Raw genomic sequence first — 11,909 nt, 5'->3', positions numbered from 1 at the left:
GACAACCATACGACCGGCCCCCTGCGGGGCTGGTCCATCGAAGGACGGGACACATGATCGACATCCGCGACGTATCGAAAAGTTTCACCGCCTCGGACGGGCGCCGGATCCGGGCCTGCCAGAACATCAGCCTGACCATCGGGCGGAACGAATTCGTGTCGGTCGTCGGGCCTTCGGGCTGCGGGAAATCGACGCTGATCCGGATGATCGCGGGGCTGATCCCGACGACCGAAGGCACGCTGACTATCGACGGGCAGGCAGTGACCCGCCCGACCGAGAAGGTGGCCATCGTCTTCCAGAAGGCCACGCTGCTGCCCTGGGCGAGCGTTCTCGACAACGTCCTCTTCCCGATTTCACTGCATTCTCGCGTCACCGCCGATGACCGGCGCCGGGCGATGGAGCTGCTCGCCATGGTCGGCCTCGCGGGTTTCGAGCACCAGCGACCCGACGAGCTTTCGGGCGGGATGCAGCAGCGCGCGGCGATCTGCCGGGCCCTGATCCAGAAGGCGGAAGTGCTGATCATGGACGAACCCTTCGGCGCGCTCGACGCGCTGACCCGAGAGGAGATGGGAATGGAATTGCTGCGCATCTGGACGCAGAGCCCGCGTACCGTAATCTTCGTGACCCATTCGATTTCCGAGGCGGTGTCGCTCTCGGATCGGGTCGTGGTGATGTCGCCGCGCCCCGGCTCGATCTCTGAAATCCACCCGATTGACATCCCCCGTCCGCGCGGGGCGAACCTGGAAAGCCATCCTGAGTTCCAGATCGCCGCGGGCCGCATCCGAGACCGAATCTTTCAGAAACCCCTGGCCGCGGAGTGAAACCGATGACTGCAATCCTCCGCGCAACCGGCCAGATGGCCGCACCGCTTTTCGCCTTCGCCGTCCTGCTGGTCGCCTGGGAGGTGCTCGTGAGGGTGGCGCAACTGCCCTCCTTCCTCCTGCCGGCCCCAAGCGAGGTTGTCGCCGATACCTCGCGCCTCGGCGTGGTCCTCGCGCTGCATACGCTGGCGACCCTGAAGACCGTGCTCGCCGGCTTCGCCCTGTCCGTGGTGATCAGCCTGCCGCTGGCCCTCGCGCTTACCTCGTCGCAGGCCCTGTCGAACGCGATCTACCCGATGCTGATCCTGTCACAGGCGATCCCCAAGGTCGCCCTTGCCCCGATCCTCGTCGTGATGCTGGGCCCGACCGAGGCGCCTCGGATCATCGTCACCTTTCTCGTCGCCTTCTTCCCGCTGGTAATCTCCTGCGCCACGGGCCTGCTCAGCGTCCCGGCCGAACTGATCGAGCTGTCGCGATCGCTGCGCGCCTCGAAATGGCAGGAATTCACCCGGCTGCGTCTGCCCTATGCTCTGCCACATGTTTTTGGCGGGCTGAAGGTGGCGATCACCCTCAGCGTGGTCGGTGCGGTGGTGGGCGAATTCGTTGCTGCAAACCAGGGGCTCGGCTATCTCATCGTATCCTCGACCGCCTTCTTCAAGACGCCCGTTGCCTTCGGCGCGATGATCCTGCTCGCAATCATGGGGATCGTGCTGTTCCAGATCGTCGCCATCATCGAACGGCGGGTCGTGCCATGGGCTCCGAAGGCGGGAGGCATCTATGGCTGAACCCTTTTATCTGAAAATCCGCGGCGGCCGGATCGTGAACGCCTGGGGCAGCGTGACCGCCGATGTCGCGATCCGCGACGGCAGGATCGCGGCGATCGGCGAAGACATGCCCGCCGCCCAGGAAACCATCGACGCCGGCGGCGCGCTGATCCTGCCGGGCATTGTCGATGCCCATGCCCATTTTCGCGAACCCGGCTACGGCAACAAGGAGACCTGGGCGCATGGCAGCCGGGCGGCCGCTGCCGGCGGCGTGACGACCGTGCTGGAAATGCCGAACACCGACCCGCCGACCGCGACCGTCGCGGCACTGGCCGCCAAGCGCGCGCATGGCGAAGCCAATTCGCTGGTCGATTTCGGGCTCTATGCCTTGCTGTCCCCGGATAGCGTGACGCAGATCGAAGCGCTGGCCGCAGCGGGCGCCATCGGGTTCAAATGCTTCCTCGGCAACACATTCGGAGATCTGGTCGCGCCCGATGACGGGGTCATCCTGCAGGCATTGCGCCGGATGGCCGGGCAGGGGTTGCGCTGCGCCTTTCATGCCGAAAACAGCGCAATCATCGCCGCAGAGGCCGCGCGTCTCAGGGCCGAAGGCCGCAGCGACCTGTCGGCACACCGCGCCTCGCGCCCCGACATCTGCGAGGTCGAGGCGGTGTCGCGTCTGGTGCTTATGGCGGAAGAGGCGAACGCGCCGATCCATATCGTGCATCTCAGCGCGGCGGCCAGCCTTCCGGTCCTCACCGCCGCCCGAGCGCGCGGGGCGGATGTCACGGTCGAGACCTGCCCGCAATACCTGTTCCTGACCGAGGCGTTCGTGGTTGACTCGCGTGGGGCAGGAATCGTGAACCCGCCGATCCGGGGGGCCGAGGACGGCGCGGCTTTGTGGAGCGCGGCGCGCGACGGCCGGATCGACACGGTCGGATCCGACCATGCGCCGCATCACCCGGGCGAAAAGTTGCACGACTCCGTTTGGGACTGCATTGGGGGCATGCCGGGGATCGAGACGATGGGGCCGGTGCTGATCGACCGCGCCGTGCGGGGCGAGGTTGAAATCGAACGTATCGTCGCGTTGCTCTCAGACATGCCGGCACGCATCTGGAACATCGGACACCGCAAGGGGCGGCTTGTTCCGGGCGCGGATGCCGATCTGCTGATCGTCGATCCGGCCGCTGAAACCCTGGTCAACGCGGCAACCCATCACTCGCTGAATCCGATGTCGCCCTGGGAGGGCACGCGGCTGCGGGGCGCGATCCGACAGGTGATCAGACGCGGCGAGACCGTCGCCGAGAACGGGCAGGCACGAGACATCGCCAGGGACACAGGACGCGGCATTTTTCTGACCGGAGGGGCGGTATGAGCGACAGTATACTTCGGGGCGGGCGGATCATCGGCCCGGATGGTCGGGCGATCCACCAGGATATCATGATCCGGGACGGCGCCATCGCCGCTATCGACCGGCCCGGCAGCTTTACTTCGGAAACGCCGCAGAGGATCGACGCCACCGGAATGCTGCTGCATCCCGGCCTGATGAACGGCCATACCCATAGCCAGGGGGCGCTGGCCCGCGGGCTTGGCGATCGCTGGACGCTGGAGCTGATCCTGGTTGCAGGGCCCTGGGCCTATGGCGGCCGGACGCTGGCGGAAAAGAGGCTCTCCGCGACGATCAACGCGGCGGAAATGGCCCTTAAGGGATGCACTGCGGCTTATGACCTCTTCTATGAATTCCCGGTGCCTTCCGAAGAAGGGATGGCCGCGGTGGCCGAGGCTTATGCCGATGTGGGTATCCGCCTGACACTCGCGCCGATGGTCGCCGACCGGACCTTCTACGAAGCCATTCCGGGGCTGCTGGAGGCGATCCCCGACGAGATGCGGCGCGGCCTCGACATTGCGGCTCTCGCGCCGGCGGCGGATACGATGCAGGCGATGGCAAGCGCATTTGCCTGCTGGCCCTTCCCGCAGGATCGTGTCCAGTTCGCCCTGGCGCCGACCATCCCGCTGCATTGCTCGGATGATTTCATGGTGGCCTGCGCCCGCCTTGCCGCCGATTACGGGGTCGGCTGCCAGACACACCTCGCCGAAACCAAGGTGCAGGCGGTTTCGGGCCTGAAAACCTACGGCAAGAGCCTGACGCATCATCTGGACGACCTCGGATTGCTGAGTGACAGGTTCTCCGGGGCGCACGCCATCTGGCTGGACGATGACGACATGGATCGCCTCGCCCGCGCGGGGGCATCCATCGTCAACAACGCTGCCAGCAACATGCATTGCGGCGCTGGCCTTGCCGATATCCGGGCAATGGCCGACCGGGGTGTCAATCTGGCCATCGGGACGGACGGGTCGATCTGTTCTGACAATCAGAACATGTACGAGGCGATGCATATCGCGTCCCTGGCGTCCAAGGTCCGCGGACCGCATACCGACGACTGGATCACCGCTGCCGAAGTTCTGACGGCCGCGACCGAGGGCAGTGCCAAGGCCATGGGGCTGAACGCCCGCCTCGGAAAACTGGCTCCTGGATATCACGCCGATGTCGTGTTCCTCGACACCCGCAACATCAACATGATCCCCTTGAATAACCCGGTGAACCAGATCGTGCATGCCGAAGATGGAACCTCGGTCCATTCTGTGATGGTCGATGGCGAATTCATCGTGCGGGACCGGAGACTGACCCGGATCGACATATCGAAACTTGCCGAAGAGGCAGAGGCGGCCGTGGACAGGCTGTCCGCGGCCAACGCCGAGGTCCGGCGGTTCTGCGAGAAGATGGCGGGCGTGGTGAACCGGTTCTGCCCGGCTCTGTCAGCCGAATCCTATCCCGTGGACCGCTATGGCACCTGCCAGAGCTGTGGCGGCCGCCACGACGCGGTCATTGCATGAGATTGCGGAAGAAGAAGGAATGGGTGTTGCTCAGATGCTCGGCCATCACGGCTTTCGCCGCCTCGGCATCCTCCGCCTTCAGTGCGGCCAGCAGGCGCAGATGCTCGTCCGCACTTTCCTGCGCGCGCGCGCGCATGCGGCGGGAATCGTAGAGGTGCTGCTGGCGGCGCAGGGTCTGGATGAAGCTGAGCAGCAGCGCGTTGCCGGTTGCGCCGGCGATCGCTTCGTGCAGCTCGGTGTCGAGGCGCAGCTCGTCCTCGGCATCCTCTGCGCTGCTATCCAGCTGGGCGCGCGTGCGCCGGGCGAGGTCGTCGAGCATGTCCGGGTCGAGATGGCCGGTCGCGAGGTCGATTGCATGAGCCTCGAGCAGCTTTCTGAGCTGAAAATTGTCGGAATAGTCCTTGGCCGTGATCACCTTGACCTGGAGATATCGATTGCCGGTCCGTGTCAGGACGCCCTCGCTTTCCAGTCGTTTAAGTGCCTCGCGCAGGGGCGTGCGCGAGACCGAGAGCCGGTCGGAAAGACTGCGCTCCTGGATGACGGTTCCGGGCTTCAGGGCCCCGTTTACGATCCAGGCGAGGATCGTTTCATAGGCGAAATCCGCGCGGCCCTGGCCTTCGCTGGCGGCAGGTTCGTTCGTGGGGTCCATCGGGGCTTTCCTCATATACGCTCTCGGCATCCTAAAGTATCGGAATACCAATTGGAATACCAGATGAATGACGACCATAGGAGAATACTATGACTTGGCTGGGCTTCGAATGCAGCAGCTGCGGCAACCAGACCGATCGCGATACCGCTGTCGGCCTTTGCACATTGTGCGGAGGTATCCGGCTGGCGCGATACGACCTGGACGGGCTGCGCGGCAAGCTGACGCACACGGAGTTGGCAGGTCGCAGTGCGCGGATCATGCGCAGGTTTCCCGAGTTGCTGCCGTTGGAGAATGCCGGAACGCTGGACCGCGTCTGGCTGGGCGAGCGCGAGACGCCGCTGGTCGCGCCCGAGCGGCTGCGCGCCGCGACCGGGTTGGCACAGCTCTCGCTCAAGCTCGATCTGCTGCTGCCGAGCGGGTCACTGAAGGACCGGCCCCATACGGTCACCATGGCAGCTGCGCTGGAACGCGGAGAACGCACCGTGGCGATATCGTCCAGCGGCAACGGCGCCTCGGCGGTCGCCGCGCATGCCGCGCGGGCCGGTCTCCAGGCGGTGGTCGGCGTCTTCGCGGAGGTTCCCGAGGCGAAGCTGGCGAAGATCCGCGCTTATGGTCCCCGCATATTGAAGCTGCCAGGCCACATGGACGGCGCCGAGACGGCGATACGCGACATGTCGCCTGGGCGCGGCTGGTTCAATACCGAGGCCTTCGTCAACCCGTTCAATGTCGAGGGCGAAAAGAGCATCGGGCTGGAGATCGCCGCTCAGACCGACTGGGACGTGCCTGACGTGATCGTCCTGCCGCTTGGCAACGGGGCAGCGGTCTTTTCGCCCTGGAAGGCGCTGTGCGAGCTTCATGCCATCGGCCTGATAGATAGGGTGCCGCGCATTGTCGGCGTTCAATTCGACGCATGCGCCCCGATCGCTCGGGCCTTCGAGGCCGGCGAAGACCGGATCCGGCCGTTCGAGCGGAAGCCCTCCTTTTCCTCCACCCTGATGCACGAGAAACCACTCAGCGCGGGCCTTGCCCTCGCCGCGGTGCGCGAGAGCGGCGGCATGGCGATAAAGGTGTCTGACGACGAGGTGCGTTGCGCGATGAGCAGCCTTGCGCTTCATGGCGGCCTCTTCGCTGAGCCCGCCGGAGCGATCTCGCTTGCAGGCGCCATGAAGCTATTGCGCGACGGCCGGATCTCCGGCAGCGAGCGCATCGTCTGCCTGGTCTCGGGCTCCGGTCTCAACACCCCCGAGGCGATGCCCGCCCAAGGAACGGTTGAAGAGATCAGTGAGCTCGCAATGTCCGGTTAATTGAATTCCTCACCTCAATGAAATGGAACCTGAATAACCCCGTGTATCGTGGACGGGCATTGCCAAGTTGATCGCGTTATCCTTTTCAGATAGCGCGGCACCATGACCATACCGATCTCATTGCCGAGACTGAAGGGCTTCCGTTTTCCTCGTGAAATCATCGCCTATGCGGTGTGAGCATATCTGTCACTTAGCACTAAATGTGAGAATGCGGCTGTTATAGAGACTTTTGGGAGTGGGCAAAAGCTGGGGGTGTTCGGGTAAATTACAGAAGTTTTTCGATCACTGGAGGCTGACATGGACGTTCGGATTGTCGCGGAAACCACTGCTGAAACAGGAGAGAAGCGGAGGGAAGAGCTTCTCTGCCTCAGTCTGACTGACCAGTGTCATAGCCAGTTGGGGCTCAAGCTCGAACAGGGGAAGGCAGTTCTGGCTCAACTCCAGGGGTCAATTCTACAACACCAGATTGAAGAAATTTCCGCCGCAAACCGGACCTGTCTCTGCTATGGTCGCAGCAGACCCGTTCACGACTACCGGACCCGGGTTCTGGACACGCTCTTTGGACGGTTTCGGTTGAGGATCCCTCGACGTCGCAAATGTTGGTGTCGCTTGGGACAAGGCGACACGCTCTCGCCATTGGCACGGGTCCTTCGTGACCGAGCGACGCCGGAGCTAAAGACACTTCAGGCCGAGCTAGGCGCCCGCCATTCGTTTCGGGAGGCTGCCCGGATATTGGAGACCTTTTTACCATGTGCAAAGCAACACAACAACACCGTGCGGAACCGTCTCGGTAAAGTTGCGAAAGACATCACCGACGCGGAGCCGCCGGTGTGCGAAACCCTCATTTCACATCCCTTAACGGTGTTCATCGACGGAGCTCACATTCGGTGCAGGCCGGAATACCAAAAGCGTCACCTTGATGTTGTCGTTGGCAAAATCGAAACCCGCGACATGTGTCGTCGATTTGGCCTTTCGCCACAAGCTGCGACCTCGCCTGCTGCGCAGGTTCGTCGCGATTTGTACGCCCTCGGTTGGGACGACCGGCGACCCGTCACCGTGATTTCGGATGGGGAAACTGCGCTCCCAAACCTTCTTCGTGGGGCAACCAATGGAAAAGTGAAGCACATCCTTGACTGGTGGCACATCTCGATGCGTGTTCAGCATGTGGAGAACGCCATCAAGGGCCTCGTGCAAAGGAAAGACTTCCCAGGAACAACGGCGATTTTCATGACCCCGGCCGAGACACTGAGATGGAACCTTTGGCACGGCAACATTCAGGTAGCCGGCACTCACCTCCAATGGCTGATTGTCGATTGCGCAAGAGTTGCAAAATACAACCTCGCGGTTCGAGATCAAGCACAGAGGGCGCTGGCACGATGCCATGATCTCTACAGCTATCTAACTAACAACATGGGTTCGTTGGTCAACTATGGCAAGCGATATCGCAGCGGTTTGCCGATCTCGACCTCCGGAGCCGAAGGGTGCGTCGATGATATCGGAAACGCGCGGATGGGTCAGCGAAGGCGCATGAGATGGTCACCACGCGGAGCCCATAACGTGTCCACTTAACCTTCTTTCCGTGCTATTTTCGGGAAGGAGGAAAACCTCATGGGACGATCACCGACAGCGAAGAAGGCGGCGCCACGTGATGCCATCAGCAAGGTGGCGCAGCAGCGTCTGAGCGTTCTGGAACTGGCCAGGGAGCTCGGCAACGTCGCCGAGGCGTGCCGGCAGCGGGGCATGGACCGGACCAGCTTCTATGAATGGAAGCGCCGATTTCAGACCCAGGGCTTCGACGGGCTGAAGGACCTGCCGCCGATCCACAAGAGCCATCCGCAGGCGACGCCTCCGGAGGTGGTCGACAAGATCAAGGACCTAGCCCTCGCGCATCCCGCCTACGGCTGCAATCGGCACGAGGCCATGCTGGCGCTCGAAGGCATCCGGGTCTCGTCGATAACCATCCAGAAGATCCTCCACGACCTCGGGCTCGGCACGAAGATCGACCGCTGGCTGGCGCTGGAGGCGCAGAACGCCGAGAAGGTGATTGAGATCACGCCCGAGCAGGCCGCTTTCCTGGAGAAGCTGAACCCCTGCTACCGGGAAAGGCACGTGGAATCAGGCGCTCCGGGTGAACTTCTGTCGGCCGACACATTCTTCGTGGGCAGCCTCAAGGGCGTCGGAAAGGTCTATCTGCACGCGGTCGTCGACACTTTCGGCAGTTATGCCTTCGGCTTCCTGCACGTCTCCAAGCAGCCCGAGGCGGCGGTCGCGGTGTTGCACAACGACGCGCTGCCCTTCTACCGCAACCTCGACCTGCCGGTGGGTGCCATACTTACCGACAACGGCCGGGAATTCTGCGGGACCGACCGGCACCCCTACGAGCTCTACCTCGACCTCAACGGCATCGAACACCGCCGAACGAAGGTGAAGACGCCGAAGACCAACGGCTTCGTCGAGCGCTTCAACGGCACGGTCCTGGACGAGTTCTTCCGGGTGAAGATGCGCGAGACTTTCTACGAGACCGTCGAGGCGCTGCAGGCCGATCTCGACGCCTGGCTGAACCACTACAAGCCTGTTTCATTGCGCCCATCTTTCTATGTTGTTGAAGAGAATAGGTTTTGCTGATCCGGGTGCGGTACCGCGGGGTGTTTTGGGTTTTTTTGCGCCCGTTTCCTGAGTTGTTGTGCCGCTGTCATTGACCGTTCCGCGCGCTCGAAGACCCATGGCCCGTCGGCAAGCGGATGGTCCGCCTCGATTTCACCTGTTTCAGCTGCCAAGCGCAACGTTTTTGGAGCCACCCCGAGCAGCTTGGCTGCGCTGGATAGGTTGAGCCAGGGATCGAGATCGCCGGGATCTGGCTTGAAAACCGGAATTTTCCGGTAGGACCGGAGCGCTGTAATCCGCTCCTTGGTCCAGCGGTTGCCGTTTCCGGTAGCAAGGCCGTTCCGGTTCAGAACGCCTGCGATGACATCGTCGCTGGCGATCCGAGCAAGCTGGCGGACAGCCTCGATAATATCCGGCGGCGTTGCGTTGCGCTGTCCGCGGCGGCGCTTTGGCAGGCGTATTTCCGTATGGGCACCACCGGCCCAATGCACCAGCAAAACGATCTCCGAGGCATCGTCATCAAGATCTGCCACCACTTCCAGGATCACCGTGCGGACGATGCGCTTCTTGAGCCTGGCATCGGTTTCCGGCGCGAACCAGACGCGTTCGAGATTGGCCCCCAAGGTGGCCAGATCTTCCGCGGACAATGCTGTTCTGTTTGGGTTGGCCGTGTCGTGGTGCGCGATCTTGGTCTCTATCTCCTGAACCCGCTGAAGCGCCCGGTTCCAACGGGTTTCCAGTTCGGCGGTCACCAGGCGGTTCTCGGGGTCGGACGCATCATACTGCCGGCAGGCCCGATCAGCGGTGTATTGAGCCGCCTCCAAGTCACGGCAAAGCGCGTCGCGGACCTGGTCCCGCTGGCTCACTGCTTGCCGGGCGGCTGCCTCTGCGGCGGCGATTGCGCCCGGACTGACCACCTGTAGGAGCGCGTGTTCTATGGCATCATCGACCCGCAATCCGCCAAAGGAGATGCAGCGCGCTTCGCCGTTGTCCAAGAGGCCGCGCCAGCACGAGTAACGTGGGATGGCGTGTTTCTTGCCGGTGTACCGAACCGTCAGCTTGCGACCGCAGCGCCGACAGCGCAGCAGCCCGGCAAGAAGGGCTGAGCCGTGTTTGGCTGCACCATGGTGCCGGCTCCGAGGAACGTTGTCGCTGACCATTTTACGGATCGCCTCCGCCCGTTGCCAACTCACATAGCCTTCATGCGCGCCAGGCTTCAATGCAAGCCACTCCTCGCGGTCTTTTCTGCGAACGGCCGATGTCCCGAACCCTGGCGATGCCTGGGTTTTGCCATAGGCATAAGCCCCACCATAGGCCGGATTGACGATCATGCGATGGATGGTGGCGTAGGTCGGTCGGCGCCAGACCACCTCACCCTGTTTGCGTAAACTGGGCAGCTCGAGGTCATGTTCGAGGAACCACAAGAGGGCCTGCCGCGCGCTCCCTAGCTCAGCGACCTTGTCAAAAACCAGGGAGATGGCTTCCTGCACGCGGAGGTCCGGGTCTTTCTCAAGCCTGTCCCCGGCTTTTACGAAGCCGACAGGCGCGGCGACGACAAGTTCACCTCGCCGTGCCTTCTCGTGGCGGGCAGCGAGGGAGCGCTGGCTGAGCAGGTCGAGCTCGTATTCGTTCAGGCTGCCCTTCAGGCCCAAAAGCAGCCGGTCATTGCCATCGCGCGGCGCATATACCGTTTCCTGATCAATCAGCACTGTATCGACGACACGGCACATCTCGATGAGATGCTGCCAGTCCCGGCTGTTGCGTGCAAAGCGGGAGACTTCTCGCGCGGCGACGGCTCCGACCTTGCCGAGACAAACATCGGCTATCATCCGGTCAAAGCCTTCCCGAGCGACACCCCCGGCGGCAGACCTGCCGAGGTCGTCATCCACGGTCTCGATCCGGCTCCAGCCCAAATCCGAAAGCCGCTCACGCATGGCATATTGCAGGATGCTGCTTTCCCTGTTGTGCAGGACCTGGTGGGCCGACGACTGGCGGACGTAGAGGATCGCTTTACGTTCCAAATGCTGCGGGCCAATCTTCTCATGCTTCATGATCGTTCTCCCGGCACGCTGCGCCGACGTGGTCTGCTATCAGGCGTGCCATCAGCCGTGTCAGCGTTTGCTGCGTGTTGCCGGGAAGGCTTTGCCAAGGCGGTGTCTGTGTCACGGGTGCGGACTGTATGTCCGGGAACAACTCGAGTTGCGTCGTCGTCATTTTGCGCGGCATGGGCCAACCTCCGAATCTCCTGTTCAGAGTCGGATGCTGCGCCATCGCGTGATCGGGAGCCGGATTTATTGAGCGGAATACAAGCGGCACCGGAAACCAGCCCCGCGAGAGCACTTAGAGCCTTCAGGCCCACATGCGCAAAACCAGAACGGCGGCACGAAGCACATGCTGTCCGATCAAACATCCAAATGGGAACTTCCAGAAGGCGGTCCGATCGGAGGCCGGTGTGGACGTGTCGCGGTTTGATGCCGCTCCTTTGATAGCATTTACTGCAGCAAAGGAGACGAACTATGGGACTGAAACGGACGGACGAATTTCGCGCTGATGCGGTGCGGATTGCGCTGACGAGCGGGCTGGCACGCAAGCAGGTTGCGTCGGATTTGGGTGTGGGCCTATCCACATTGAACAAATGGGTGACAGCGCATCGCGACACCGAGGTGGTCTCGGACAGGGATCTGGACCTTGCCCGTGAGAATGAGCGGCTTCGACGCGAGAACCGCATTCTCAAGGAGGAGAGGGAGATCTTAAAAAACCGTTCCGGGCCGCAGCCCGCCTGTGCGCGGTATAAACTGCCTGTGCTATGCTGCGCCCGAAGGGCAGTTGCCGATGGCTTATTGGTGGGCTGGACCCCGTTAAAAAACGTGGC

General features: G+C 62.6%; 9 protein-coding genes and 2 pseudogenes. 9 read left to right on the top strand and 2 right to left on the bottom strand.

The window, feature by feature from the left end:
* The first annotated feature begins 53 nt into the window (after positions 1–53).
* The 4 genes from ACRARG_RS20945 to ACRARG_RS20930 are packed head-to-tail and all read left to right on the top strand — an operon-like array spanning position 54 to position 4,480.
* Complete coding sequence (locus tag ACRARG_RS20945; protein WP_432691971.1) at positions 54–821, top strand: ABC transporter ATP-binding protein; 768 nt, start codon at positions 54–56, stop codon at positions 819–821.
* Positions 822–826: 5 nt separating this feature from the next.
* Entirely contained in the window at positions 827–1,606 is a 780-nt protein-coding gene (locus ACRARG_RS20940) for an ABC transporter permease (RefSeq protein ID WP_432691970.1), read from the top strand.
* Positions 1,599–2,960 (top strand): dihydroorotase, encoded by a 1,362-nt coding sequence (locus ACRARG_RS20935; RefSeq protein ID WP_432691969.1) that lies wholly within the window; start codon positions 1,599–1,601, stop codon positions 2,958–2,960. The genes ACRARG_RS20940 and ACRARG_RS20935 overlap by 8 nt, the downstream gene beginning before the upstream one ends.
* A complete protein-coding gene (locus ACRARG_RS20930) occupies positions 2,957–4,480 on the top strand; it encodes an amidohydrolase family protein (RefSeq protein ID WP_432691968.1) in 1,524 nt (507 codons plus the stop codon). The genes ACRARG_RS20935 and ACRARG_RS20930 overlap by 4 nt, the downstream gene beginning before the upstream one ends.
* Here the strand turns inward: ACRARG_RS20930 and ACRARG_RS20925 are convergent.
* Positions 4,470–5,129: a GntR family transcriptional regulator gene (locus ACRARG_RS20925; protein ID WP_432691967.1), complete on the bottom strand. Its 660-nt coding sequence runs from the start codon at positions 5,127–5,129 to the stop codon at positions 4,470–4,472. The two genes, ACRARG_RS20930 and ACRARG_RS20925, sit on opposite strands and share 11 nt — an antisense overlap.
* A gap of 89 nt (positions 5,130–5,218) precedes the next feature.
* Here ACRARG_RS20925 and ACRARG_RS20920 point away from each other — a divergent pair, with 89 nt between their 5' ends.
* The 4 genes and pseudogenes from ACRARG_RS20920 to ACRARG_RS20905 all read left to right on the top strand — a co-directional run.
* Complete coding sequence (locus ACRARG_RS20920) at positions 5,219–6,433, top strand: threonine synthase (protein ID WP_432691966.1); 1,215 nt, start codon at positions 5,219–5,221, stop codon at positions 6,431–6,433.
* A gap of 102 nt (positions 6,434–6,535) precedes the next feature.
* Positions 6,536–6,607: pseudogene (locus ACRARG_RS20915) on the top strand (IS6 family transposase); the annotation flags it as partial.
* 123 nt (positions 6,608–6,730) lie between these two features.
* Positions 6,731–8,002 carry an ISKra4 family transposase gene (locus ACRARG_RS20910; protein WP_432691965.1) on the top strand — a complete coding sequence of 424 codons (1,272 nt, stop codon included), beginning with the start codon at positions 6,731–6,733 and terminating at the stop codon, positions 8,000–8,002.
* A gap of 39 nt (positions 8,003–8,041) precedes the next feature.
* Positions 8,042–9,001: pseudogene (locus ACRARG_RS20905) on the top strand (IS481 family transposase); the annotation flags it as partial.
* A gap of 26 nt (positions 9,002–9,027) precedes the next feature.
* Here ACRARG_RS20905 and ACRARG_RS20900 read toward each other — a convergent pair.
* Positions 9,028–11,088: a recombinase family protein gene (locus tag ACRARG_RS20900; protein WP_432691964.1), complete on the bottom strand. Its 2,061-nt coding sequence runs from the start codon at positions 11,086–11,088 to the stop codon at positions 9,028–9,030.
* 465 nt (positions 11,089–11,553) lie between these two features.
* Between ACRARG_RS20900 and ACRARG_RS20895 the strand changes: the two genes are divergently transcribed.
* The coding region (locus ACRARG_RS20895) for a transposase (protein WP_432691963.1) at positions 11,554–11,909 on the top strand (356 nt) is incomplete at its 3' end.

Origin of the sequence: Pseudooceanicola profundi, from assembly GCF_050897955.1 — a bacterium.
Lineage (GTDB): Bacteria > Pseudomonadota > Alphaproteobacteria > Rhodobacterales > Rhodobacteraceae > Pseudooceanicola.
The sequence above is the reverse complement of the archived record's forward strand: the minus strand, read 5'-3'. Positions and strand labels throughout refer to the sequence as shown.

Coding starts and splice junctions, on each gene's coding strand:
- ACRARG_RS20930 (WP_432691968.1), top strand. CDS start 2,957: ATGAGCGACAGTATACTTCGGGGCGGGCGGATCATCGGCCCGGATGGT.
- ACRARG_RS20945 (WP_432691971.1), top strand. CDS start 54: ATGATCGACATCCGCGACGTATCGAAAAGTTTCACCGCCTCGGACGGG.
- ACRARG_RS20920 (WP_432691966.1), top strand. CDS start 5,219: ATGACTTGGCTGGGCTTCGAATGCAGCAGCTGCGGCAACCAGACCGAT.
- ACRARG_RS20910 (WP_432691965.1), top strand. CDS start 6,731: ATGGACGTTCGGATTGTCGCGGAAACCACTGCTGAAACAGGAGAGAAG.
- ACRARG_RS20935 (WP_432691969.1), top strand. CDS start 1,599: ATGGCTGAACCCTTTTATCTGAAAATCCGCGGCGGCCGGATCGTGAAC.
- ACRARG_RS20900 (WP_432691964.1), bottom strand. CDS start 11,088: ATGAAGCATGAGAAGATTGGCCCGCAGCATTTGGAACGTAAAGCGATC.
- ACRARG_RS20940 (WP_432691970.1), top strand. CDS start 827: ATGACTGCAATCCTCCGCGCAACCGGCCAGATGGCCGCACCGCTTTTC.
- ACRARG_RS20925 (WP_432691967.1), bottom strand. CDS start 5,129: ATGGACCCCACGAACGAACCTGCCGCCAGCGAAGGCCAGGGCCGCGCG.